Consider the following 24,254-nt stretch of genomic DNA (forward strand, 5'->3'; position numbering starts at 1 on the left):
AACGCGATGGACTGGCGAGGGACGGACGTGGCACGGGTCAGCGCACCGCGCCCGCGGTGAGGCCGCGGACGATGAAGCGCTGGCCGAAGACCACCAGGGCGAGCGTGGGCAGCAGGGAGAGCACGACGCCGGCCAGGATCAGCCCGGGATCGGCCATCTCGGAGTCGCGCAGCGAGGTGAGACCGATCTGCAGGGTCTGCATCTCCGCCGTGCGCGTGATGATCAGCGGCCAGAAGTACTGGTTCCAGGCGGACAGGAAGACGTAGATCGACAGCGCCGCGAGCGCGGGCTTGTTGAGCGGGACCACGATCCGCCACAGGAAGCGCCAGTGGCCGGCGCCGTCGATCCGGGCGGCGTCGCGCAGTTCGCCGGGCAGCTGGCGGAAGGCCTGGCGCAGCATGAAGGTGCCGAAGCCGGACGCCAGGAAGGGCAGCACCAGGCCGAAGTAGGTGTTGCCGAGCCCCCAGCCCGACAGCGTCAGGTAGTTGGGGATGATGATGGCTTCCCACGGGACCATCAGCGTCGCCAGGAACACCCCGAACACCGCCGCCCGCGCCTTCAGCGGCAGGAAGACGAAGGCGTACGCGGCCAGGATCGAGGTGAACAGCTGGGCGAGGGTGATGGCGGTGGCCACGACCGCCGAGTTGGCGTACTGGCGGGCCAGCGGGATCGCGTCCACGGCGCCCGAGAAGTTCCGCCCGGTGACCGAGTGCGGCACCAGCGCGGGCGGGTAGGAGGAGAGCTCCGACGGGCCCATGAAGGCGCCGGCGACCGCGTAGTACACCGGGAAGGCCACGGTGACGACGGCCACGCCGAGCAGCAGGTAGACGGCGGCGCGGCCGAGCAGGTCGCGCGGGGAGCGCCCGGCGAGGGTGCGGGCGCGGGGGCGGGGCGCCTCGGGCGCCTCGACGTCGGTGGTGGCGATCGAGGTCATGCGTAGTGCACCTTCCGCTCCAGGACGCCGAACTGGACGGCCGTGCAGGCGAGGACGACCACGAGCAGCACCACGGCCTGGGCACTCGCGGTGCCGAAGTCGCTGGAGCCGTAGGCGAAGGCCTTCTCGTAGACGGAGTAGACGAGGGTCCGGGTGGAGCCGTCCGGCCCGCCCTTGGTGAGGATGTGGATCTGGCCGAAGCTCTGCAGCGCGTGCACGGTGGAGACGACGGTCAGGAAGAACAGGTTCGGGCCGAGCATCGGGACGGTGATCGAGCGGGCCAGCCGCAGGCCCGACGCCCCGTCGATCCGGGCCGCCTCCACCACCTCCTGCGGGATCGAGCCGATCCCGGCGGAGAGCACCAGCACGTTGTAGCCGAGGTTCATCCAGACCGTGGTCACGGCCACCGAGACCAGCGCGTACCGGGAGTCGGTCAGCCAGCCCACCGGGCCGAGGCCGACGTGCGAGAGCAGGCCGTTGAGCACCCCGCTGGCCGGGTTGAAGAACACCGCGAAGACCACCGACGCGCTCGCCACCGAGAAGGCGAAGGGCAGCGCGAAGGCGGAGCGCAGCAACCGCACGCCGCGGATCCGGTTCTCCAGGAGCAGCACCAGCGCCAGCGCGCCGAGCACCCCGGGCACCACGGTGAGCAGGGTGAACAGCGCCGTGGTGACGAGGGTGCGGCGGAAGTCCGCCGAGGTCAGCAGGTCGGTGTAGTGCTTCGCCCCGACGAAGCGGGAGGGCGCGCCGAAGAGGTCGTTGGCGTGCCCGCTCAGGTAGACCGTCCGGCCCAGCGGGTAGCCGATGAAGAGGACGAAGACCACCAGGGAGGGCAGCAGGAAGGCCCAGGCGAGCCCGTGTTCGCCCCAGCGGCTTCGACGGCCCGCTCGGGGCGCGGTGTGCGGTGCGGTCGGCATGCGGTGCGCGTCCGCCTTTCGTGATGTCGGTTCCGGCCGAAACCGTGTCCTGCCCACACGACGCGGCGGAAACCCCGTGGTGATCAACGGGTGTCACCGGGATTACGCGTTCGCGTCAGGTTTCGGCCGGTCGTGCCCGGACGGGCTCCCGCACCGCTGTTGAGCGGTTCACGGCGTTGTCGGAGGGGTGCCGTACGGTGCGCGGGTGGACGAAACGGAATTCGACATACGGGCCGCAATGGCCGAAAGTCTGCGCGGCCGCGCGGGCTCCTGGGCACTCGTCAGCGGCTTCGCCGCGTACTGGGGCGAGCCGCTCGGGCCGGACGACGGCTTCCCGGACGCCGACCTCGACGCCGCCGAGCGGCGGCTCGGCCTGCGGCTGCCGGCGGCGCTGCGCGAGGCGTACCGGCTGTTCGGCCGGCGGGCCGACCTCACCAGCAACCACGACGTGCTGCTGACGCCGGACGAACTGTTCGTGCTGGACGGCGCGTTGGTCTACCGGGCGGAGAACCAGGGCGGCGCGCACTGGGCGGTGCCGACGGCCTGCCTGGTACCGGTCGGGCCCGACCACTCGGCTGCCGAGGGCGGCGGCATCGAGCGCGGGGACGTCGACGGCGGCGGCGGCATCGACGGCGGGGGCGTCGACCGGGAGGATCCGCCGACGGTGATCCGGACGGACCTGGCCGACAAGTCCCAGGAACGGTGGGAGCCCTGGGAGGAGCACTTCTCGACGGCGGCCGCGGTGATGGCCATGACGGAGAAGCTGCTGGAGGACCACGAGCTGACCGACTTCATCGAGTCGGAGGACGACCTCCCGGACGGATTCCGGGAGCTGCCCGCACTCGGCCGGGGCTGCCGCTGGTACCAGGGGCCGGGCGTCCTGGTCTCGGTGGTCGAGGAGGCGTGGATGGCGGCCCGGGCACGCACCCCGGAGGCGCTGGAGGCGCTGTACGAGGCGGTGCCCGGGGACTGGCTGGGCGAGTGAGCCCCGCCCGCCCGCGACCCCCGCGCGCGGTCGGGCGGGGACCGGTCGACGGTCGGGCGGGCCCGTGGACGGTCAGGCGCTGGAGCCGCCGTCGAGCACCAGGTCGCTGCCGACGGTGTAGCCGGCCTCGTCCGAGGCGAGGTACAGCACCGCGGCGGCTATCTCCTCGACCGCGCCGGCCCGGCCGACCGGGACGTCGGCCCGCATCCGCTCGGCCTTCTCCGCGGCGCTCTCGCCGGGCCGGCCCGACATGGGGGTGTCCACCGCGCCCGGGCTCACCGAGTTGATCCGCACGCCGTCGGCGATGTGATCGAGGGCGGCGGCGCGGGTCAGCACGGTGACGGCGGCCTTGCTGGCGGCGTAGGCCGCGAGGTTCGGGATCCGCCGGTGGGCGCCGAGGTTGGACGAGACGTTGACAATCGCGCCGCCGCCGTGCGCCCGCAGGTGGGCGATCTGGTGCTTCATCGCGAGCATGGTGCCGGTGAGGTTGACGTCGATCACCCGCCGCCACTCGGCCTCGTCGATGTCGGCCACCGGGCCGACCGCGCCGAGCACCCCGGCGTTGTTGACGGCGACGTCCAGCCCGCCGAACTGCTCGACGGTCTCGCGGACCAGCCGGGCGGCGTCGTCGCCGTTCGTCACGTCGCCGGTGAGGGCCACCGCCTTGCCGCCGGCCCGCTCGATCAGTTCGACGGTCCCGGCGAGCGGAGCGGCGCTCCGGCCGACGACCGCGACCCGGGCGCCCTCCTCGGCGAAGGCCAGGGCGATGGCCCGGCCGATGCCGCTGCCGCCGCCGGTGACCAGGACGGACTTGTCGGCGAAACGCGTGGTCATGATGTGAACTCCTCGATCCGGGTGGTGCGTTCTGATGCGGTGGTGGTGCGGTCCGGTGCGGCGGCGCCGTCCGGTGGACTGGGGGTGCGCTCCGGTGCGGCGCTGCCGCCGTCCGGCGGGGTGGTGGTGCGGGGCAGGGCGGCGACCGCGACGGCGGTGAGCGCCAGCCCGGCGGCGGCCGCCGCGAAGGCCGTGGCGTAGCCGCCGACGACGCTCGGGCGGGTGGCGGCGAGCGCCATCAGGGCGGCCAGTGCGGCGGTGGGGCCGAGCTCCATGGCCGTGTTGAACACCCCGGCGGCCAGGCCGGTGCGCCCGGGCGCCACCCCGCCGGTGGCGAGGACGGCCGCTCCGGCGAAGGCGGCGGCGGCTCCGGCGGGCACCAGGATCAGTGCGGGCAGCAGCCCGGTGGCGTACCCGCTGCCGGGGGTGATCCCGGCGAGCAGGCCGAGCCCGGCGCCCGCCACGGCCAGGCCGGCGGCGGTGACGGGCACCGGCCCGTGCCGGAGGGTCAGTCGGCCGGCCAGGCGGCCGGACACCAGCAGGACGGCGGCGTACGGCAGGAAGGCGGCGGAGGTCGCGGCGGCGCTCCAGCCGCGTTGCTGCTGGAGGTAGAGCGAGAGCAGGACGAAGGTCAGCGCGGTGCCGGCGGCGGTCGCCATGACGGCGACCAGGGCGGTGCCGCGGCGCCGGTCGGCCAGGAAGCCGGGCGGCAGCAGCGGGTCGGCGGTGCGGCGTTCGGCGGCGGCGAAGGCGAGCAGCAGGGCGAGGCCGGCGGCCAGCGGCCCGTACACGCCCGGGTCGGTCCAGCCGTGTTCGGTGGACGCCACCAGGGCGTAACTCGCCGCGCAGACACCGGCGGTGGCGAGGGCCGCGCCGCGCAGGTCGAGGGCGGGGCGGCGCCCGGCGGAAGCGACCGGTCCGGCGGGGGCAGTGCCGGGTACGGCGGGGGCGCTGCCGGATGCGGCACCGGGCGATGCGGGGGCGGTGCAGGATGCGGCACCGGGTACGGCGGAGGGTAAGGCGGCGGGCAGCGCGCCGGAGCGGGCGAGGCCGGTCAGGGCGGCCAGGACGGGCACCGCGAGGAGCCAGCGCCAGGAGACCGCGGCGGCGACCGCGCCCGACACCACGCTGCCGGCCGTCGCTCCGAGCACCGAGAGGCCGCCCCAGGTGGCCATCGCCCGCCGGTAGGCGGCGGGTTCGGGGTGCAGCGCCCGGACCACGGCGACCGCCGCCGGGGCGGTGAGGGCCGCACCGGCGCCCTGGACGAATCGGCTCGCCAGCAGGACGGGGTAGCCGGGCGCGAGGGCGCAGGCGACGGAGGCGACGGCGAGCAGCAGCAGACCCCACCGGAGCACCGGGCGGCCGCCGTGACGGTCGGTCAACCGCCCGCCGAGCAACAGCAGGGAGCTGAACGAGAGCCCGTACGCGGCGCTCAGCAGCAGCACTCCGGACGGGCCGAGTGCGAACTCGCGGGCGACCAGCGGAAGCGGCACGGTGAGGATCATGATCGTGAAGATCAGCACCGCCTGCACCGCGCCGAGCAGCGCGAAGCCGGAACGGCCCGCCGCTGTGTCGTTCATGCGCCCCCCTGTGCCACTCATGAGCCCCCCCTATAGAGACCGTTCGGTCCAGAATCACGACAGCCAAAGCCTCGGGCCGATGCGGCCCGGCGTCAGTCGACGTCCAGCAGCGCCAGCGCCTGCTCCGCGGCGTCCCCCACCCGGGCCGCGCCGTCGACGGTCTTGCCCATCACCCGCATCCCCTGCATCAGCACCATCAGCATCCGGGCGAGCGCCCGGGGCTCCCGCCCGGCGGACAGCTCCCCCTGCGCCTGCGCCCGGACCAGGGCGGCGGTCAGCACCGCCTCCAGGTGGGCGAGGCTGGCACTGACCCGGCGGGCGGCGGAGGAGTCGTGCGGGGCGAGTTCGACGGCGGTGTTGGTGACGAAGCAGCCCCGCTCCCGCCCGGCCCCGGCCGACTCCGCCGCGTACCGGCGCACCATCGCCCGCACCGCCGGCAGCACCGGACCGGGCTGGGACAGCTCCGCCAGCAGCACCGGGTCGGTCTGCTCGGCGTACCGCTCCAGCGCGCGCAGGTACAGCTCGTGCTTGCTGCCGAAGGTGGCGTAGACGCTGGCCCGGCCGATGCCGAGCCGCTCGACCAGGTCGGCCATCGAGGTGGCCTCGTAGCCGCGCTGCCAGAAGAGCTCCAGGGCTGCCTGCAGTGCTGCGTCCGGGTCGAATTCCTTAGTTCGCGCCATGTCCCACACGCTAGCCCTTTCCGGAATGATCGGTCAAGAAAAATCGACAGCCGATCCCGGTCGAACAATCTGACGGAGCATTGCCAAGTGGACTAGACCAAGGCTACCCTTACCGCCTCATCCCTCCTTCCCCCCACAGGAGGCGTCTCCGCATGTCCGCACACGTCCCCACCTCCCCCCGCCAGGCCGCCGAGGCCGCCCGGCCACTGGTGCTGACGGCCTTTCGGATCGTCATCGGCCTGCTCTTCGCCTGCCACGGCGCCGCCTCGCTGTTCGGCGTCCTCGGCGGCACCAAGGGCGGCGGCACCGTCCCGATCGGCCAGTGGCCCGGATGGTGGGCCGCACTGATCCAACTGGTCGGCGGCATCCTCGTCCTGCTCGGCGCCGGCACCAGGGCGGCTGCCCTGCTCTGCTCCGGCTCGATGGCCTACGCCTACTTCACCGTCCACCAGGAGCACGCGCTGCTGCCGCTGCAGAACGGCGGCGAGGCCTCGGTGATGTTCTGCTGGGCGTTCCTGGCCATCGCCGTGCTCGGCTCCGGCCCGTACGCCGTGGACCGGTTGCTCGGCCGCCGGCCGGTGGCCGCGGCGGCCGAGCCCGCCGCGCAGCCGAGCAGGACGGGCTGAGCCCGGCGCACCCACCGGGGCGGGCCGGGCAGGACGGGCGGACCGGGGCGGGCCGGTTCAGTCCTCCGCGAGGTGCCGCTCCACCGAGGCGACCTTGGCGGTGAGGCCGTCGGTGACCCCGGCCCGGTCGTCGATCTTGATGACCGTGCTGACCCGGTTGCTGTGGGCCTTCACCGCCTCGATCGCCGCCCGGATCACCGGCATCACCTCGTCCCACTCCCCCTCGATGCTGGTGAACATCGCGTCCGTACGGTTCGGGAGACCGCTCGCGCGGACCACCCGGACGGCGGCGGCGACCGCCTCGCCCACGTCCTCGCCGATCCCCAGCGGGGTGACGGAAAAGGCTGCGATCACGGCTCTGCACTCCTCGGGTCGACGGCACCGGTCACCGGTTCGGGCCCTCCCGAACCGGCGACCAGGCTAGGGCTTGTCCGGGCGCCCTGTCAGGCCACCGAAGGCAGTGGCGGTTCGACGGCCAGCGTCGCGGTGGAGCGGGCCCGGTGCTGGGCGGCCCAGGAGGCGAGGGCGACCGTGCAGGCGTGGTCCAGGTGGCGCAGCCCGGACCAGTCCAGTTCGACCGGCCGGTCGTCCGGCAGCCGTTCCAGGGTGTCCAGCAGCCGGGGCAGCCGCAGGAAGGTGGCGTTGCCGCTCAGCCGCACGCGGTGCAACGGCCGCCCGGACGGGAGCACCGTCTCCTCGACCGCGATCTGCAGGTGCGAGGTCTGCCAGGCGGACTTGGCGACCGCCAGGCCGACCCCGATCAGCACCCCCTCGAACAGGTCGGTGGCGATGATCGCGGCCGCCGTCACCACGAGCACCAGCGCCTCGCCCCGGTGGCCGCGGCAGAGCGCGACGATCCGGCGCAGCGGGACGAGCTTGGCGCCGGCGTGGACCAGCACGGCGGCCAGCGCGGTGAGCGGGACGAGCCCGAGCGCGCCGGGCAGCAGCGCGGTGAACAGCAGCAGCCAGAACCCGTGCAGGAAGCGGGAGGCCTTGGTCCGCGCGCCGGCCTGGACGTTGGTGGCGCTGCGGACTATCACCGCGGTCATCGGCAGCGCGCCGAGCAGTCCGCAGACGGTGTTGCCGACGCCCTGGGCGGTGAGTTCGCGGTCGTAGTCGGTGCGCGGGCCGTGGTGCATCCGGTCGACGGCGGCGGCGCTGAACAGCGTCTCCGCGGAGGCGATCAGGGTGAAGGCGACCACCGTGCCGATCCCGGCGGTGCCGGCCAGGCCGTCGAGCGAGGCACGGTCGGGCAGCCGGACGACGTCGAGCAGGCCGGACACCCGGATCCGGGCGACGGGCAGGTCGGCCGCGGCGGTGACGGCGGCGGCCAGGCCGACGGCGGCCAGCGGCGCGGGCACGGCGCGGGCGGCGCGCTCCGGCAGGTACTTCCAGCCGACCAGGACGAGCAGGGTGCCGAGGCCTAGGGCGACCGCCCCGGGGTCGGCCGCGGTGGTGAGGACGTCCCCCAGCAGGGCGGGCAGTTCGGTGATCTTCTCCGGTCCGGTGGCGGGGGCCCTGCGGTCGGCGAGCGCGTAGAGCTGGCCGAACACCAGCGTCAGTCCGATGCCGGCCAGCATGCCGTGCACCACCGAGGCGGACATCGCCCGGAACCAGCGGCCGAGCCGCAGGGCGCCCATCGCCAGCTGCAGCAGGCCGGTGCCGAGCACCAGCAGACCGAGCGCGCCGGCGCCGAACTCGCGGACGGCGTCGGCGACCAGGACGGTGAGCCCGGCGGCCGGTCCGCTGACCTGGAGGCTGCTGCCGGGCAGGGCGCCGACCACCAGGCCGCCGACGATGCCGGTGACCAGGCCCGATTCGGCCGGGACGCCGGAGGCGACGGCCACGCCGACGCAGAGCGGGAGGGCGACCAGGAAGACCACCAGCGAGGCGGGCAGGTCGCGGCGCCAGGGCACGGCGCGCAGCGCGGCGACCGGGGTCCGGGTCCGGCCCGGCGGGGAGTCCTTCCGGGGGCGGCCCGGCGGTCCCTCGCTCCGGTGCGGCGGGCGGTTCACCCGGTCACCACCGGGGGGCGGGCAAGGGGACAGCGGCGCATGGGGACGCTCCTTCCGCGTGCCCGCGGCTGCGGGCACGCCGTTGCGGTGCGAGGGCAAGGCCGGTGCACGCCGTCGGGGTGCGGGAGCCAGGCGGCTGCGGTGCGGGAGCCAGGCGGTGCACGCCGTTGCGGCACGGGAGCCAGGGGGTTCGGAAGCACGCGGGTACAGCGCCGGCCGGAGGGTGCGGACCGTACGGCGCGGGCCGTACGGCGCCGGTCCTTCGGCGCCGGCCGTTCGGCGCGGGGCAGGAAGCGGAGGAGGGGACGAACGAGGGCGCTGCGGGACGGGTGCGGCAGGCCGGGGCGCGCCGGCCCCGGACGGGGCGGCCGACGGAGTTCCCCCCGCTCCCGGCGTTCCCGGACTCCCCTGCCACGGCCCCGTCGGATGTCACGGGCCCGGCGTGCCACCGACGGTACCCAGGGCGGCGGGGCGGGCCCACCTCGGACACGGTCCCTTCACCGGCGCTGCACACGGGGTGCGCTTCCCGGCCCGGAAGGCCTGCTTCCCCACGTACACCAGCACGGATGCCGCCCGGACGTACGAATCCCGACCGCCCGGCCACCTGGTCGGCCGGCTGCCCGGTCACGCCGCCAGGGCTTCCACATTCTGTTGAACCCCCCTTGACGCCCCGACGAGCCCCGCCCTACCTTGTTTCCACATACAGAAACCGCTCTTCCGTATGGTGGAATTCAGGAGATGAGCCCTCCGAGCCACTGCGGGCCGACGCAGGAGAGACCCGATGCCTCGTATGACAGCCGCCCGCGCGGCCGTGGAGATCCTCAAGCTCGAAGGCGCTGAGGTCGCGTTCGGCGTGCCGGGCGCAGCCATCAACCCGTTCTACGCCGCCCTCAAGGCCTCCGGCGGGATCCGGCACACGCTGGCCCGGCACGTCGAGGGCGCCTCCCACATGGCCGAGGGCTACACCCGCGCCAAGGCCGGCAACATCGGGGTCTGCATCGGCACCTCCGGTCCGGCCGGCACCGACATGATCACCGGCCTGTACTCGGCGATCGCCGACTCCGTCCCGATCCTGTGCATCACCGGCCAGGCGCCCGTCGCCCGGCTGCACAAGGAGGACTTCCAGGCCGTCGACATCGCCTCGATCGCCAAGCCGGTCACCAAGGCCGCGACCACGGTCCTGGAGGCCGCGCAGGTCCCCGGCGTGTTCCAGCAGGCCTTCCACCTGATGCGCTCCGGCCGCCCCGGCCCGGTCCTGATCGACCTGCCGATCGACGTCCAGCTGACCGAGATCGACTTCGACCCCGAGGCCTACCAGCCGCTCCCGGTCTACAAGCCGGTCGCCAACCGCGTCCAGATCGAGAAGGCCATCGCGCTGCTCCAGGCGTCGGAGCGCCCGCTGATCGTGGCCGGTGGCGGCGTCATCAACGCCGACGCCTCCGAGCTGCTGCTGGAGTTCGCCGAGCTGACCGGCGTCCCGGTCGTCCCGACCCTGATGGGCTGGGGCATCGTCCCCGACGACCACGAGCTGAACGCCGGCATGGTCGGCCTGCAGACCTCGCACCGCTACGGCAACGAGAACTTCCTCGCCTCCGACTTCGTCCTCGGCATCGGCAACCGCTGGGCCAACCGCCACACCGGCGGACTGGACGTCTACACGGCGGGCCGCACGTTCGTCCATGTCGACGTCGAGCCCACCCAGATCGGCAAGATCTTCGCCCCCGCCCTCGGCATCGCCTCCGACGCCAAGGCCGCGCTGGAGCTGCTCGTCCTGGTCGCCGCGGAGCTCAAGGCCGCCGGGAAGCTCAAGGACTTCAGTGCGTGGGCCGCCGCCACCCAGGAGCGCAAGGCCACCCTGCAGCGCCGCACCCACTTCGACAACGTGCCGCTCAAGCCGCAGCGCGTCTACGAGGAGATGAACCGGGCCTTCGGGCCGGAGACCCGCTACGTCACCACGATCGGCCTCTCCCAGATCGCCGGCGCGCAGATGCTGCACGTCTACAGGCCGCGCCACTGGATCAACTGCGGCCAGGCCGGACCGCTCGGCTGGACCATCCCGGCCGCGCTGGGTGTCGCCACCGCCGACCCCGAGGGCCGGATCGTCGCGCTCTCCGGCGACTACGACTTCCAGTTCATGATCGAGGAGCTGGCGGTCGGCGCCCAGCACCGGATCCCGTACGTCCACGTGCTGGTCAACAACTCCTACCTGGGTCTGATCCGCCAGGCGCAGCGCACCTTCGACATCGACTTCCAGGTCAACCTGGAGTTCGAGAACATCAACGCGCCGGAACTGGGCGTCTACGGCGTGGACCACGTCAAGGTCGCCGAGGGCCTCGGCTGCAAGGCGATCCGGGTGACCGAGCCGGAGGGCCTGCTGCCCGCCTTCGAGGAGGCCAAGAAGCTGGCCGCCGAGTTCCGTGTCCCGGTCGTCGTCGAGGCGATCCTGGAGCGGGTCACCAACATCGCGATGAGCGGCAACGACATCGACAAGGTCAACGAGTTCGAGGAACTCGCCACCCTCCCCGAGCACGCGCCGACGGCCATCAGGCCGCTCGCGCTCTGACCACCCCTGCGGGGGCGTACGAGCCGCTCCGTACGCCCCCGCAGGTACGGAACACCGGCGGCGCCGGCACGGTTGACCCGTCCGGGGCCGCTACCGTGTGCCCGGGCGGCGACCCGCCGCCGACCTGCCGAAAGGACCACCACCGTGAGCCTGTACGACATCCCGCTGCGCACCCTCGCCGGCGAGCCGACCTCGCTGGCCGAGTACAAGGGCAAGGCCCTGCTGATCGTCAACGTCGCCTCCAAGTGCGGCCTGACCCCGCAGTACGCCGGCCTGGAGCGCCTGCAGGAGCGCTACGCCCCGCGCGGGTTCACCGTGCTGGGCGTCCCCTGCAACCAGTTCGCCGGGCAGGAGCCGGGCAGCGCCGAGGAGATCCGGACCTTCTGCTCCACCACCTACGGCGTGACCTTCCCGCTCCTGGAGAAGCTCGACGTCAACGGCGACGACCGCCACCCGCTGTACCGGCAGCTGACCCAGGTCGCCGACGCCGAGGGCGAGGCCGGGGACGTCTCCTGGAACTTCGAGAAGTTCCTGATCTCCCCCGACGGCGCCGTGGCCGCCCGGATCCGCCCCCGCGTCGAGCCGGAGGCGGACGAGCTGATCACCGCCCTGGAGGCCGTCCTCCCGGCCTGACCCCACCGTCCGGCGAAGGCCCGGAGCGCACCCCCCGCGCTCCGGGCCTTCGGCGGCCCCGGCCTGGTTCCGCCCGCCCGGGCGCCCGGGCCACGGAGGTCTGCCCCCGACACTGCCCCTCCGGTCCTTGCCCTCGCCCGTCGGATCGCCGTAGACCGGCTCTGACAGGCCGCGACCACGGCTCGAACCGCCCGTCCAGGAGGTGGATGTGCACGCGCACGACCAGCAGACGCGGGACACGTCGGAGCACCGTGAACACGGTCGGCCGCCCGTCCGGCAGCAGTCCGGGCCGTTGCACCCCCGCTCGATCCCGGCCTTGCAGCGCACCATCGGCAACGCGGCCGTCGCCCGGCTCGTCGGGGAGCGACGGCAGTCGGGGGCCCCCGTACAGCGCTCGACCGTCCACCGGGTGCTGCGGTCACCGGGCCGTCCCATGGCCGACGACGTGCGGGCGGAGATGGAGGCCCGGCTGGGCGCCGACTTCAGCGGTGTGCGGATCCACGACGACTCCGCGGCGGCCCGCTCGGCGGCCGAGATCAGCGCCCGCGCCTACACCTCCGGCGAGCACGTCGTGCTCGGCCGGGGCGGTACCGACAAGCGCACGCTGGCCCACGAGCTCACCCACGTCATCCAGCAGCGCTCCGGCCCCGTGGCGGGCACCGACCACGGCGAGGGGCTGTCCGTCAGCGACCCCGGCGACCGCTTCGAGCGCGCCGCCGAGGCGAACGCCGCCCGGGCGCTGGGCCGTTCACTGCCCCAGGCCGTCCAGCGGGTCGCCACTCAGGCCCACTCCCCCTCCCCCGAGCCGGAGGTGGCCGTGCAGCGCGCCTTCACCGGCGCCCCGTACGTCACCTACGGCGCGATCAACGGGGACGGCCTCGGCACCTCGATGCACGCCGAACTCTGGCCCGGGCAGCTCGGCAAGGGCTCCAGGCCGAGTGTCCAGCCGTCCTGGTGGCCGACCGGGAGCGGCGCGACGGCCGACTGGTTCAGCAGGTACATGGTGCAGGGACACCTGCTCAACGAGCAGGTCGGCGGCCCCGGCAACACGATGAGCAACCTGACTCCGCTCTGCAAGTCGGCGAACTCGGCCCACCACGCGAAGGTCGAGAAGGACGTCAAGGCCCAGGTGCTCACCAACGGCAACGTGGTCGAGTACGCCGTGCGGGCCGACTACAGCACCCACCCGGCCGGGAAGGACTTCGCGCCGCTCGCGAGCGCGGTGGAGACCGACATCGACACCAACTACTCCGCCAAGCTCGCCGGCAAGATCGAGGCCGAGTACACCGTCTACGACACCACCGGCAAGGAACTGCACGGCGCCGCGTGGGAGATCGAGAACAACCGGCTCTGACACCCGCCGACGGCCTCGAAGGAGACGCACGTGACCACCGCCCGCACCCGGCTGGACGCGATGATCGCCGACCTGGAACGCAACCCCCGCGTGGAACTCCTGGAGGCGACCGTCGCACCACCGACCCCGCCCTCCGAGATCGAGCACGCCGTCCGGCTGGCCGACGGCCGCCTCCCGGCCGGCGTCGAGGCCTTCTACCGCGAGGTCGGAGCGGTGCGCCTGCGGTGGCGCCACACCGTCCCCGAGCTCCTCCACGGCGACCTCTCGGACCAGGGCCTCGTCCATCTCCTTCCGCTGGGCGAGGTCTTCGGCGACTGGCGGGGCGTCACCTGGCACTCGCCGGAGGACCAGGAGTACCGCCGCGTCAGGCCCTTCGACATGTTCGTCCCCGAGGCCTGCGCGGCGCTGCTCCCCCCGCTCGACTCCGTCCACTACCACTACTTCGGCGAGGAGCTGTACGACACCGGGTACTCGTTCGACGCCTACCTGGACCGGCTGCTCGCCTCCCGCGGCTACTGGTACTGGCCGCAGACGCTCTGCCGGGAGTTGCAGGAGAGCACGGAGGTCACCGCGTTCCGCCGCGCGATGCCGGTGCTCTTCGCGGACTACGACGACGCACTGTTCCAGCCGGCGCCGCACTGAGCCGGCAGCGCCCGGCGCTGAGCCGGGGGCGCCCACGCAGGGCCCGGGCCACCCGCCACCGGGCCCGGGTCACAGCAGCAGCCGGGTGCCCGGCGGGAGTTCGCCCGCCCGCGCGGCGTCGTGCAGGTGCGCCAGCAGGGTCGTGCGCAGCGCCTCCGCGGCGCGGGTCGGCGGCACCTCGTGGCCGTGCGCGACGGCGATGGTGCGGCCCAGCCCGGGCCCGGCGAACGGGGTGACCACCAGGCCCGACCGAGCCGCCACCATGCCGGGGACGACGGCGGGCCCGAGGCCGGCCCGGACGAAGCCCAGCACCGCGTCCATCTCGCCGCCCTCCACCGCGAACTCCGGCTCGAACCCGGCCGCCCGGCAGGCCGCCAGGGTCGCCTCCCGCACGTCGTAGCCCTCCCGGAACATCACCAGCGGCCGCTCCCGCAGCTCCGCCACGCGCGCCCTGGGCCGGGCCCGCCGCCCGGCGGAGACCAGCACCAGCTCCTCGTGCAGCAGCTCGGTGACGGCGAGGGCGGGCGCCTGCTCCCCGCTCGGCGGGGTGATGATCAGTGCGAGGTCCAGCTCCCCCGCCGCCAGCCAGCGCACCAGGTCGCGCGAGCCACCCTCGCGGACCACCAGCGCGACGCCCGGATGGCGGTCGCGGAACACCCGCAGCACGTCCGGCACCAGGCTGGTGCACAGGCTCGGCGGCGCGCCCAGCCGGACCCGGCCGCGGCGCAGCTGCACCGTCTCCTGGACGGCCAGCCGGGCGCTCTCGGTGTCCGCGAGGATGCGCCGGGCCAACGGCAGCAGGGCGTCCCCGGCGTCGGTCAGTGCGATGTTGCCCCGGGTGCGGTGGAACAGCTCGGCGCCCAACTCCCGCTCCAGCGAGCGGATCTGTTGCGAGAGGGACGGCTGCGCCACATGGGCGGCCTCGGCCGCCCGGGTGAAGTGGCGGGTCTCGGCCACGGCCAGGAAGTAGCGGAGTTGCTGGAGCTGCACCCGACCAGGATAGGCCGCATCGATAGCCAGTGCCTATCGTCGTGAGCCGCAGCATGTCTTGGACGCACCCTGGCCGCCCTCCCTACCGTTGCAGCCATGACAACCGCGACTCGGACGGGCCGGCATCCGTCCACCCTGGCGACACTGTGGCGGTCGACCGTCGGCAAGAAGGCGGTCATGGCCGTCACCGGACTGGTCATGCTGCTGTACCTGGTCGCGCACATGCTGGGCAACCTCAAGGTGTTCTTCGGCCCCGACGACATCAACGGCTACGCGGCGTGGCTGCGCACCATCGGCCAGCCGTTCCTCGGCCACGCGTGGTTCCTGTGGATCGCCCGGCTCGGCCTGCTGGCCTCCGTCGTCCTGCACGGCGTCAGCGCGTACCAGCTCAGCCGCCGCGACCTCGCCGCCCGGCCGAGCAGGTACGTCCACAAGCGGCGCCGGGCGAGCTACGCGACCCGGACCATGCGCTGGGGCGGGGTCATCCTGGCGCTGTTCATCGTCTGGCACATCCTCGACCTGACCACGCTGACCGTGAACCCGGCCGCCGAGGAGGGGCACCCGTACCAGAACGTCGTCGCCTCGTTCGGCCGCTGGTACGTCGACGTGTTCTACGTCGTCGCGATGCTGGCCGTCGGCCTGCACGTCCGGCACGGCTTCTGGAGCGCCGCGCAGACCCTCGGTGCCAACAACGCCCGCCGGGACCGGGCGCTCAAGCTGACCGCGAACGGCCTGGCACTCGTGCTGACGGCCGGCTTCCTGTCCGTCCCCGTGGCCGTGATGACCGGAGTCGTGAAGTGACCTACCTGGACTACACCGCCGGCGAACCCGTCGTCGACACCAAGGCCCCCGACGGACCGATCGAACAGCGCTGGGACCAGCGGCGGTTCGACGCCAAGCTGGTCAACCCGGCCAACCGGCGCAAGCACACCGTGATCGTCGTCGGCACCGGCCTGGCCGGCGGCGCGGCCGGCGCCACCCTCGCCGAACAGGGCTACCACGTCGTCCAGTTCTGCTTCCAGGACTCCCCTCGCCGGGCCCACTCGATCGCCGCCCAGGGCGGCATCAACGCGGCCAAGAACTACCGCAACGACGGCGACTCGGTCCGCCGCCTCTTCTACGACACCGTCAAGGGCGGCGACTTCCGCGCCCGCGAGTCCAACGTGCACCGGCTCGCCCAGGTGTCCGTGGAGATCATCGACCAGTGCGTGGCCCAGGGCGTGCCCTTCGCCCGCGAGTACGGCGGACTGCTCGACACCCGCTCCTTCGGCGGCGTCCAGGTCTCCCGCACCTTCTACGCCCGCGGCCAGACCGGCCAGCAGCTCCTGCTGGGCGCCTACCAGGCGCTCTCCCGGCAGATCGCCGCCGGGAACGTGGAACTCCACCCGCGCACCGAGATGCTGGACCTGCTGGTCGTCGACGGCCGGGCCCGCGGCATCGTCGCCCGCGACCTCGTCACCGGCGCGATCAGCACGTACACCGCGGACGCCGTCGTCCTCGCCACCGGCGGCTACGGCAACGTCTTCTACCTCTCCACCAACGCCAAGAACTCCAACGCCACCGCGATCTGGCGGGCCCACCGGCGCGGCGCCTACTTCGCCAACCCGTGCTTCACCCAGATCCACCCGACCTGCATCCCGCGCTCCGGCGACCACCAGTCCAAGCTCACCCTGATGAGCGAGTCGCTGCGCAACGACGGCCGGATCTGGGTGCCCAGGGCCCAGGGCGACACCCGGCCGCCGGCCGACATCCCCGAGGAGGAGCGGGACTACTACCTGGAGCGGATCTACCCCTCCTTCGGCAACCTGGTGCCCCGCGACATCGCCTCCCGCGCCGCCAAGAACGTCTGCGACGAGGGCCGCGGCGTCGGCCCCGGCGGCCAGGGCGTCTACCTGGACTTCGCCGACGCGATCCGCCGGCTGGGCCGGGACGCCGTCGAGGCCAAGTACGGCAACCTCTTCGAGATGTACGAGCGGATCACCGCCGAGGACCCGTACCGGACGCCGATGCGGATCTACCCGGCGATCCACTACACGATGGGCGGGCTCTGGGTCGACTACGACCTGCAGACCACCGTCCCCGGCCTGTTCGCGATCGGGGAGGCCAACTTCTCCGACCACGGCGCCAACCGGCTGGGCGCCAGCGCCCTGATGCAGGGCCTCGCCGACGGCTACTTCGTGCTGCCGCCCACGCTCAACGACTACCTGGCCCGCCACCCACTGCCCGCCGTGCCCGCCGACCACCCGGTCCTCACCGAGACCGAGGCCGAGGTCGAGGACCGGCTCAACCTGATCCTCGCCGTGGACGGCGACCGCACCCCGGACTCCTTCCACCGCGAACTCGGCGAACTGCTCTGGGACGAGTGCGGCATGGCCCGCGACGAGACCGGGCTGAAGCGGGCACTGGAACGGATCCCGCAGCTGCGCGAGGAGTTCTGGCGCCGGATCAAGGTGCCCGGCACCGGGCAGGAGCTCAACCAGTCACTGGAGAAGGCCAACCGGCTCGTCGACTACTTCGAACTGGCCGAACTGATGTGCCTGGACGCCCTGCACCGCGCCGAATCCTGCGGCGGCCACTTCCGCACCGAGAGCCAGACCCCCGACGGCGAGGCCGCCCGGCGCGACGAGGAGTTCAGCTACGCCGCCGCCTGGGAGTTCACCGGCACCGGCACCGCCCCGGTCCTCCACCGCGAGGCCCTCGGATTCGACCACGTCCACCCCACCCAGCGGAGCTACGCATGAACCTCACCCTGCGCATCTGGCGCCAGGCGGGCCCGGACGCACCCGGGTCGATGACCACCTACCAGGTCAGCGGGATCAGCCCCGACATGTCCTTCCTGGAGATGCTCGACACCCTCAACGAGGAACTGATCACCCGCGGCGACCAGCCCGTCGCCTTCGACCACGACTGCCGCGAGGGCATCTGCGGCGCCTGCGGCATGGTCATCAACGGCCGGGCGCACGGCCCCGAGCGGACCACCACCTGCCAGCTGCACATGCGCCACTTCCGGGACGGCGACACCATCGACGTCGAGCCCTGGCGGGCCGCGGCCTTCCCCGTGGTCAAGGACCTGGTGGTGGACCGCTCGGCCTTCGACCGGATCATCGGATCCGGCGGCTACATCACCGCGCCCACCGGCAGCGCCCCCGAGGCGCACGCCACGCCCGTCCCCAAGGAGACCGCCGACACCGCCTTCGAGCACGCCGAGTGCATCGGCTGCGGCGCCTGCGTGGCGGCCTGCCCGAACGGCTCGGCAATGCTGTTCACCTCCGCCAAGGTCGTCCACCTCAACGTGCTGCCGCAGGGCGCACCGGAACGGTCCGCCCGGGTGCGGAACATGGTCACGGCCATGGACGCCGAGGGCTTCGGCGGCTGCACCAACACCGGCGAGTGCGCCACCGCCTGCCCCAAGGGCATCCCGCTGCCCAGCATCGCGGCGATGAACCGGGAGTTCCTGCGGGCCGCCCGCGGCTGACCCCCCTCCCCCATGCGGTCGGGCCCACCGACCGTCGGCCCCTCGCGCTGGTGCTCGCGCGAGGGGCCGCCGTCCGTCCGACGGGGCGTGCAAGGGCAGTTCGCGCTCCCCGAACGGGTGGTGGATCGCCCCGAGCGGTGCTCCCGTGCGGAAAATCGCGCTACGGTGGTGCTCCGCTACGGAGGGACGGCATATGCCCGAGGTTCAGTCCTGTTCCGGTTGCGGCGGGTCCGGGGGGACCCAGAAGACCGAGGCAACGGTCGAACTGGACGAGAAAGGGAGCATGGTGCCCAGGATCCACGAATTCTGGTCACCCTGCGGTCGGTGCCACGGATCCGGGACGGTGATCGTCGGATGAGGTTGGTCTTCGAGTGCGTCGAGTGCGGTGGGCACTACCTGCCCCCCGAGAACATGGTGTACCCGGACGGGCCGGCCTCGCCGGTCTGGTGCACCGGCTGCCAGCGCACCAAACACGAGGCCGGTGAACACGAGGACCCGCTGCTCGCCCGCGTCGCGCTGGCCGCCGCCCGCGCCGCACTCGCCCGGCAGGCCGCCGAGACGGCCGACCCGGCCCCGCGCCACGACGTCCGCCCGTCCCGGCCCCCGCTGTCCCGCCGGGCCCGCTCGGGCCCGGGCGGAGTGCGCAGCAAGCTGGGCTGAACCGGGGGCGGCCCGGCCGGGCGGTCGGACGAGGCATCGCGCGATCTTCTGACGAGCCGTCAAAGTTCGTTCACGGCAGCAGACTTGTGCATGGCTCAAACCTGCTGGTTTATTGACGTACCTCGTTCGAGAGCCTTGGGGGGCGCCATGCAGCCGACCGAACCGGCTGGCTCGACCTGGGCCGGACACACCGGCCCCACTCCGTTCATCCCGCCACCGCCGCCACCGCCGCCACCGCCGCCACCGCCGCCACCGGCTGCCGTGCCGGTCCCACCCCCGGTGTTCACACCCACCCGGCGCACCATCCGGGTGGCCGTGACCAAGCGGATCCTCTGGGTCGGGGAAGCGGCGTACCCGCTGGCGACCGTCGCCCGGGCGAGCATCACGATCATCGTGCCGGACAAGTTCGGCGCGATCGGACGTCTCTTCAAGTTCGCGGGGACGGTCATCACGGCCGCGTTCCTGCTCAGTGCCGTCAACGGCGCCGCCGCCGGCGCACTGGGCGGTGGCCAGCAGAGCTCCGACTCGGGGTGGCCCGTGGTGCTGGCGCTGGTCGCCGTGGTGCTCTACTTCGTGTTCGTCACCCTTCCGGTCCTGCGACAGAACCGCCTCTACGCGCTGACCGTCGACACGGCGGGACCGCCGACCGCGCTGCTGGCCTGGGAATCGCCGGGGCCCGCCTACGAACTGCAGGCCGCCGTCGCACGGGCGATCGAGAACCCGCAGATCGAGTTCCAGCAGTTCGTCAGCAGCATCATCGTCGACCTGCGGCACTACCAGTTCGGCGACAGCGTCAACATCTACGGCGGCAACGGCAACACGGGAGTCAGCAAGTGAGCGGCAACACACCGCAGTTCCACCTGGGTGACAACGTCACCATCCACGGCGGCCACCACAACATCGGCGTCCAGCACAACAACGGCCGGGCCGGCGAGGCCCTGCCCCCCGAGGTCGCCGCGATGTTCGCCCGGCTCGCCGCCGAGGTGGCCGAGTTGGCGCGCGACTCGCGGGTGCACGAGCAGGACCGGCAGAGCCTCACCGAGACCCTCCCCGTGCTCCGCCACCCGGCCTCCGAGGAACAGCGCGGCCGGCGCAACGCCCTCCTGCTGCTGGCCGGCGTGACGCAGAGCATCGGCGAAGCGGCCGCGCCCGCGCTGGGCCTGGCAAACCAGCTGCTCGCCCTGATCAGCGGCTGACCGGTCGACCGGCCGGTGCCTGTCCGGTCCGCCGCGTCTCGAAGTGGCTGGTCCCGGTGGCGCCGTCCGGTGTCGCGCCGACCCCACGACCGGGCCGCCGACGTCATCCGGTGCGAGGGGTGCGTTCGCGCGGGCCCGGGCCCTCGGTCAGGGCTCAGGGCTCAGGGGGCGACCGGGGTCAGAACAACGCCTCCTGGGTGTCCGGCTCCGGCGGACGGACCCGCTCCTGCAGGATCAGCCCCTCGGAGGGGCGGTCGGCCACCGGGGTGAGCGTCCAGCCGGTGAGGCGGCGGGTGTCCAGCAGCAGCGGGCCGGAGCCGTCGGCCTGGTCGAGGAAGAGGTGCTTGCCGATCGGCGGACGGAGCCGCCCCGCGATCACCGCGCCGTCGGCGAGCCCGGCGATCTCCCGGTAGGTCTCGGGGGCTCCGCCGGCGAGGCCGAAGCGCTCCACGTGGTCCACCACCGGACGGTCCGCACGGTCCGCGAGGAGCTCCACCGCGTGGCCGTCCAGCAGCCGGTGCGCCCGGGCGCGCGCCTCGGTGAGCACCGTCCGGCGGTGCGGGGCGTCGCCGTGCAACCACCAGTGGTCGGCCTTGAGCCGGGACTTGTACCGCTCACGGGCCAGGCCCGAGGCGGCGACCGTGAGTTCGGCGCGCCGTACGGCGGGCAGGCCGCCCCGGGCGGTGAACGCGTAGGCCAGCGCGCCCTGTTCGAGCAGACGGGCGTCACCGCGCTGCTCGGCGGTCAGGCCGACCTTCAGCAGGCCCTCGCCGAACCAGGCGAGGTACAGCAGGTAGGTGCGGCCGTCGTCGAGGATCTGGTCCCGCGCCAGGGCCAGGCCGCGGTCCACGCTCTGGCAGGCCGGGCACTGCGTGGCGCCGCCGGCCGGGTCGATCACCGCGTGGTGCGGGCACGGGGTGCGCTCCGTCGCCCCGACCAGCCAGGCCCCGGTGCAGCGGCGCGGGCCGCCGAGCAGCCAGCCGACCTCCGCACCCGGCGCCACCGCGCGCTCGTGCACCCGGGAGCCCCGCACGGCCCCGAGCACGGCACGGCCGTCCTGCCAGCTCAGACCGGTGGAGATCCAGCCGCCGGGGTGGTCCCGGTGCTGCGGTGCGGGGATGGTCACGGGCGTCCCTCCCTGGGGGTACTCGACCAGGCGAGGCTACCCGCCGGGACCGACAACGGTCATTCGGCCACCGTCGGCCCGAAGCGTTGCCGGCGTCCCGGTCATGATCGACACCCCACCCCGGACGACCTCGCCCTCGCCCTCCGGCTCGCCGTCGAGGCCCCGAGCGGCCCCGGGCGGCGTGCCGGCGCTCGTGCGGCGGCCGGGCCGTCCGGCGCTCGTGCGGCGCTCGTCCGGCGCTCGTGCGGCACTCGGCAAGCGCCGCAGGTCACGCGGCACTCCGCGGTCCCGGGACGTCCTCGGGGACGGCCCCGCCCGGCAGCCCTCCGCGGGCCGGTGGGGCGCCGGCCACGGCCCCGGTCGCGCCCGGAAGGCCCCCAGGTCAGCGACGCTTGGCCGGGTGGGGTGTCCACGTTCTATTGTGGCGGGCGCGGTTGGCGGCGCGGCCGGGTGGCGGCGTGGGGCCGGCCGGGTCGGCACGAGGTGAATGGGGTGGACGAACGGTGTCGGGGCGGCGGAGCGGCGGGGTGCTGGCGATCTGGGCGGAGGCGCAGCGGCAGCAGCAGCGCCGGGAGGAGGCTCGGTGGCGCGCCGAGGCGGCGGAGGAGCGTCGGCGGGAGCGGGAGCAGCGCGAGGCGCAGCGGGCCACGGCCCGCAACGAGCGGGAGGCGCAGCGGGCGTACCAGCAGTCGCGGGAGGCGGAGGCGGCCCGGCGGACGGGTGAACTGGACTCCCGGGTGGAGGAGTTGAGAGGTCTGCTGGCGGCCGGGATGGCCGCGCCGGCGTTCGGTCCGCAGGCGTTGCTGGCGCCGAGCGCGGTGCCGCCGTTCGACCCCGGGCCGCTGGGTGAGCCGGTGGGGATGCCGGACCAGACGTCCGCCGTGTACGTCGTGCCGCCGCCGGATCCCGTGCAGGCCCGCAATCCGGGGGTGCGGCGTCAGTACGAGCAGTACCTCGCGCAGGCCCGGGCGCGGTTCGAGCAGGACTGGTACGCCGCGCAGGCACGGGAGGCGAACCGGCAGCAGCGGCTGGCCGCGTACCACCGGGAGTACCTGGCGTGGGCGGAGCGGTTCCGGCTCCAGGACGAGGAACGGGGCGCCCGGACCGAGGAGTTGCTGCGGCGGCTGCGGGCGGGTGAGCCGGAGGCGGTGCAGGAGTACTTCACGGCGGGCCTGTACGCCTCGGCGGCGTGGCCGGAGGGCTTCCCGCACCGGCTGGTGGCGGCCTTCGACGCGGCGGGCCGGCAGCTGGTGGTGGACTGGGAGCTGCCGGGGCCGGACGTGGTGCCGGCGGCGGCCCGGGTGCGGTACGTGAAGTCGGACGACCGCGAGGCAGAGGTGGCCCGCCCGGCGACGGAGCGCAAGGCGCTGTACCGGCAGGTCCTGGCGCAGTCGGCGCTGCGGGTGGTGGCGGAGGTGTTCCGGGCGGACCGGGACGGGCTGTTGGACTCGGTGGTGCTGAACGGTTTCGTCCTCGGCATCGACCCGGCGACGGGCCGGGAGGCGGAGCGCTTCGTGTCGACGCTGACCGCGGCCCGGGCCGGGTTCGCCGGGCTGGCGCTGGACCGGGTGGATGCGGTGGAGTGCTTCCAGGGTCTGGGCGGCCGGTTGTCGGCGCGCCCGGAGCGGCTGGACGAGGTGCGTCCGGACCGCCGGCCGCAGACGGTCGGCGGGAGTCTGGCCGGGCACGGCGGCGAGGACGAGCCGGACCTGTTCGAGATGGATCCACTGGAGTTCGAGGACCTGATCGCCGAGCTGTTCCGGCTGCGCGGGTTCCGGGTGATGACCACGGCCCGCAGCGGCGACGTCGGGGTGGACGTGGTGGCCGAGGACCTGGACCCGGTGACCGGCGGCAAGATCGTGATCCAGGCGAAGCGCTACAAGAAGACCGTCCCGCCGACGGCGGTGCGCGATCTGGAGTCCACCGTCCGCCACCACGGCGCGATCAAGGGGATCCTGGTCACCACGGCGGGCTTCGGCCGCGGCTCGTACAGCTACATCGAGGGCAAGCCGCTGACCCTGGTGAGCGGCCCGGAGCTGGTCGGGCTGCTGGCCGAGCAGGGGCTGCGCGGCCGGCTCGGCGGCGGCACCCCGGCGGCCGCGGGCACCGCCGGCAGCACGCCCGGGGCGGCCGGGGGAACGGGAGCGACCGGGGGCACCGGGGCGGCCGGGGAAGCCGGGCGGGAGAGCGCCCTCACGGTGAGCTGGCAGAGCCGGACGGCCGCCGGGGACCCGGTGGAGCTGGACGTGACCGCCTTCCTGTGCGCCGGGGGCCGGGTGCTGAGCGACGAGCACTTCGTGTTCTTCAACTGCCCGCAGGACCCGGACGGGGCCGTCCGGCTGCACCCGACCCGCTCGGTGCCGGGCGAGCCGACCCGGGCGGCCCGGCTGACCCTGGAGCTGCACCGGCTGTCGGCCGCGGTCGACGAGGTGGTGGTCGCGGTCTCCACCGAGGAGGAGGAGCATCCGGCCCTGCCGCTCGGGTACGTGCACGGGCTGGCCGTCGCCGCCGCGTACGGGCCGGGCGCGGCCGGTCCGGCGGACTGGGCGGGCACCACCGGCGGGGTGCCGGACAGCGCGATGCTGCTCGGCGCGTTCCGACGGGGCGGCGGCGGCTGGGAGTTCAGCCCGTCGGGCAGGGCGGTGACCAACGGTCTGGCCGGGTTGGCGGCGGCCTTCGGGGTCGCGGTGGAGTAGCGGGCGGGGTGGTCGTCCCGGGACCGGACCGTGTCCGGTCGGCCGCCCCGCCCCCCAGGGGTCCGCGTCATACCTGAGGAGGAGAGCGCCCCCGCCACCCCGCCGGGTCGGCGGGGGCCGACCGTCCGCTCGGCATACGTACCTCACAAGAACGTCTTGGGAGGATGGACTGGAGTCAGATTTTCCGCTTTTCCCTCCCCAGGAGTGAGTCCACGTGACGTTCCCCGCAACCGCCGTCCGCTCCGGTGTGGCAGCCGCCCGCGCCACCGGCCTGAACAAGGTCTACGGGGAGGGGGAGACCCGCGTCGTCGCCCTCGACAACGTCAGCGTCGAGTTCCCCCAGGGCGA

At 73.8% G+C, this 24,254-nt stretch carries 22 protein-coding genes and 1 pseudogene; 14 read left to right on the forward strand and 9 right to left on the reverse strand.

Going from position 1 to position 24,254, the window contains the following annotated elements; translation table 11 throughout:
* Window positions 1-37: 37 nt before the first annotated feature.
* Both AB0D10_RS40930 and AB0D10_RS40935 read right to left on the reverse strand, forming a co-directional pair.
* Window positions 38-934 (reverse strand): carbohydrate ABC transporter permease, encoded by an 897-nt coding sequence (locus AB0D10_RS40930; protein ID WP_360266425.1) that lies wholly within the window; start codon window positions 932-934, stop codon window positions 38-40.
* Entirely contained in the window at window positions 931-1,851 is a 921-nt protein-coding gene (locus AB0D10_RS40935) for a sugar ABC transporter permease (RefSeq protein WP_360266427.1), read from the reverse strand. The genes AB0D10_RS40930 and AB0D10_RS40935 overlap by 4 nt, the downstream gene beginning before the upstream one ends.
* Before the next feature lie 205 nt (window positions 1,852-2,056).
* Here AB0D10_RS40935 and AB0D10_RS40940 point away from each other — a divergent pair, with 205 nt between their 5' ends.
* Entirely contained in the window at window positions 2,057-2,836 is a 780-nt protein-coding gene (locus AB0D10_RS40940) for an SMI1/KNR4 family protein (RefSeq protein ID WP_360266429.1), read from the forward strand.
* A 72-nt stretch (window positions 2,837-2,908) separates the two neighbouring features.
* On the opposite strand, the gene AB0D10_RS40945 is transcribed toward AB0D10_RS40940, so the two are convergent.
* The 3 genes from AB0D10_RS40945 to AB0D10_RS40955 form a co-directional block, all read right to left on the reverse strand.
* Complete coding sequence (locus AB0D10_RS40945; RefSeq protein WP_360266432.1) at window positions 2,909-3,670, reverse strand: glucose 1-dehydrogenase; 762 nt, start codon at window positions 3,668-3,670, stop codon at window positions 2,909-2,911.
* Entirely contained in the window at window positions 3,667-5,250 is a 1,584-nt protein-coding gene (locus AB0D10_RS40950) for an MFS transporter (RefSeq protein ID WP_360266435.1), read from the reverse strand. Before AB0D10_RS40950 ends, AB0D10_RS40945 begins: the two co-directional genes overlap by 4 nt.
* Window positions 5,251-5,342: 92 nt before the next feature.
* Window positions 5,343-5,930 carry a TetR family transcriptional regulator gene (locus AB0D10_RS40955; protein WP_360266438.1) on the reverse strand — a complete coding sequence of 196 codons (588 nt, stop codon included), beginning with the start codon at window positions 5,928-5,930 and terminating at the stop codon, window positions 5,343-5,345.
* Between the two features lie 152 nt (window positions 5,931-6,082).
* Here AB0D10_RS40955 and AB0D10_RS40960 point away from each other — a divergent pair, with 152 nt between their 5' ends.
* Window positions 6,083-6,556 carry a DoxX family protein gene (locus tag AB0D10_RS40960; RefSeq protein ID WP_360266440.1) on the forward strand — a complete coding sequence of 158 codons (474 nt, stop codon included), beginning with the start codon at window positions 6,083-6,085 and terminating at the stop codon, window positions 6,554-6,556.
* Between the two features lie 57 nt (window positions 6,557-6,613).
* Here AB0D10_RS40960 and AB0D10_RS40965 read toward each other — a convergent pair whose 3' ends face one another.
* Window positions 6,614-6,910 (reverse strand): MTH1187 family thiamine-binding protein, encoded by a 297-nt coding sequence (locus tag AB0D10_RS40965; protein ID WP_360266443.1) that lies wholly within the window; start codon window positions 6,908-6,910, stop codon window positions 6,614-6,616.
* A gap of 89 nt (window positions 6,911-6,999) precedes the next feature.
* Window positions 7,000-8,481 carry a SulP family inorganic anion transporter gene (locus AB0D10_RS40970; protein ID WP_360266475.1) on the reverse strand — a complete coding sequence of 494 codons (1,482 nt, stop codon included), beginning with the start codon at window positions 8,479-8,481 and terminating at the stop codon, window positions 7,000-7,002.
* 871 nt (window positions 8,482-9,352) lie between these two features.
* Between AB0D10_RS40970 and gcl the strand changes: the two genes are divergently transcribed.
* From gcl to AB0D10_RS40990, 4 genes are all read left to right on the forward strand, one after another.
* Complete coding sequence (gcl, locus tag AB0D10_RS40975) at window positions 9,353-11,134, forward strand: glyoxylate carboligase (RefSeq protein ID WP_360266446.1); 1,782 nt, start codon at window positions 9,353-9,355, stop codon at window positions 11,132-11,134.
* 144 nt (window positions 11,135-11,278) lie between these two features.
* Complete coding sequence (locus AB0D10_RS40980) at window positions 11,279-11,767, forward strand: glutathione peroxidase (RefSeq protein WP_360266448.1); 489 nt, start codon at window positions 11,279-11,281, stop codon at window positions 11,765-11,767.
* A 292-nt stretch (window positions 11,768-12,059) separates the two neighbouring features.
* Window positions 12,060-13,121 carry a DUF4157 domain-containing protein gene (locus AB0D10_RS40985; protein ID WP_360266478.1) on the forward strand — a complete coding sequence of 354 codons (1,062 nt, stop codon included), beginning with the start codon at window positions 12,060-12,062 and terminating at the stop codon, window positions 13,119-13,121.
* Between the two features lie 30 nt (window positions 13,122-13,151).
* On the forward strand, window positions 13,152-13,763 hold the full coding sequence (locus AB0D10_RS40990; protein WP_360266451.1) for a hypothetical protein: 612 nt from the start codon (window positions 13,152-13,154) through the stop codon (window positions 13,761-13,763).
* Between the two features lie 69 nt (window positions 13,764-13,832).
* Here the strand turns inward: AB0D10_RS40990 and AB0D10_RS40995 are convergent, their stop codons facing one another.
* A complete protein-coding gene (locus AB0D10_RS40995; RefSeq protein ID WP_360266454.1) occupies window positions 13,833-14,753 on the reverse strand; it encodes a LysR substrate-binding domain-containing protein in 921 nt (306 codons plus the stop codon).
* 96 nt (window positions 14,754-14,849) lie between these two features.
* Here AB0D10_RS40995 and AB0D10_RS41000 point away from each other — a divergent pair, with 96 nt between their 5' ends.
* The 6 genes from AB0D10_RS41000 to AB0D10_RS41025 all read left to right on the forward strand — a co-directional run bounded on the left by AB0D10_RS41000 (window position 14,850) and on the right by AB0D10_RS41025 (window position 20,084).
* The gene (locus AB0D10_RS41000; protein WP_360266457.1) at window positions 14,850-15,554 is read left to right on the forward strand and encodes a succinate dehydrogenase cytochrome b subunit; all 705 of its coding nucleotides are present in this window, start codon (window positions 14,850-14,852) and stop codon (window positions 15,552-15,554) included.
* Entirely contained in the window at window positions 15,551-17,494 is a 1,944-nt protein-coding gene (locus tag AB0D10_RS41005) for a fumarate reductase/succinate dehydrogenase flavoprotein subunit (protein WP_360266460.1), read from the forward strand. The genes AB0D10_RS41000 and AB0D10_RS41005 overlap by 4 nt, the downstream gene beginning before the upstream one ends.
* Entirely contained in the window at window positions 17,491-18,228 is a 738-nt protein-coding gene (locus tag AB0D10_RS41010; RefSeq protein WP_360266462.1) for a succinate dehydrogenase/fumarate reductase iron-sulfur subunit, read from the forward strand. The genes AB0D10_RS41005 and AB0D10_RS41010 overlap by 4 nt, the downstream gene beginning before the upstream one ends.
* Before the next feature lie 354 nt (window positions 18,229-18,582).
* Window positions 18,583-18,888 (forward strand): hypothetical protein, encoded by a 306-nt coding sequence (locus AB0D10_RS41015; RefSeq protein ID WP_360266465.1) that lies wholly within the window; start codon window positions 18,583-18,585, stop codon window positions 18,886-18,888.
* Window positions 18,889-19,203: 315 nt separating this feature from the next.
* Complete coding sequence (locus tag AB0D10_RS41020; RefSeq protein WP_360266467.1) at window positions 19,204-19,725, forward strand: DUF6232 family protein; 522 nt, start codon at window positions 19,204-19,206, stop codon at window positions 19,723-19,725.
* Window positions 19,722-20,084 carry a hypothetical protein gene (locus AB0D10_RS41025; protein ID WP_360266469.1) on the forward strand — a complete coding sequence of 121 codons (363 nt, stop codon included), beginning with the start codon at window positions 19,722-19,724 and terminating at the stop codon, window positions 20,082-20,084. The genes AB0D10_RS41020 and AB0D10_RS41025 overlap by 4 nt, the downstream gene beginning before the upstream one ends.
* Before the next feature lie 178 nt (window positions 20,085-20,262).
* Here the strand turns inward: AB0D10_RS41025 and AB0D10_RS41030 are convergent, their stop codons facing one another.
* The gene (locus AB0D10_RS41030) at window positions 20,263-21,210 is read right to left on the reverse strand and encodes a DUF2797 domain-containing protein (RefSeq protein ID WP_360266471.1); all 948 of its coding nucleotides are present in this window, start codon (window positions 21,208-21,210) and stop codon (window positions 20,263-20,265) included.
* Window positions 21,211-21,737: 527 nt separating this feature from the next.
* On the opposite strand from AB0D10_RS41030, the gene AB0D10_RS41035 reads away from it, so the two are divergent.
* Window positions 21,738-23,906 carry a restriction endonuclease gene (locus AB0D10_RS41035; protein WP_360266473.1) on the forward strand — a complete coding sequence of 723 codons (2,169 nt, stop codon included), beginning with the start codon at window positions 21,738-21,740 and terminating at the stop codon, window positions 23,904-23,906.
* A gap of 214 nt (window positions 23,907-24,120) precedes the next feature.
* A pseudogene (locus AB0D10_RS41040) lies at window positions 24,121-24,254 on the forward strand (ABC transporter ATP-binding protein); the annotation flags it as partial.

Source organism: Kitasatospora sp. NPDC048545, assembly GCF_040651155.1.
Taxonomy (GTDB): Bacteria; Actinomycetota; Actinomycetes; order Streptomycetales; family Streptomycetaceae; genus Kitasatospora.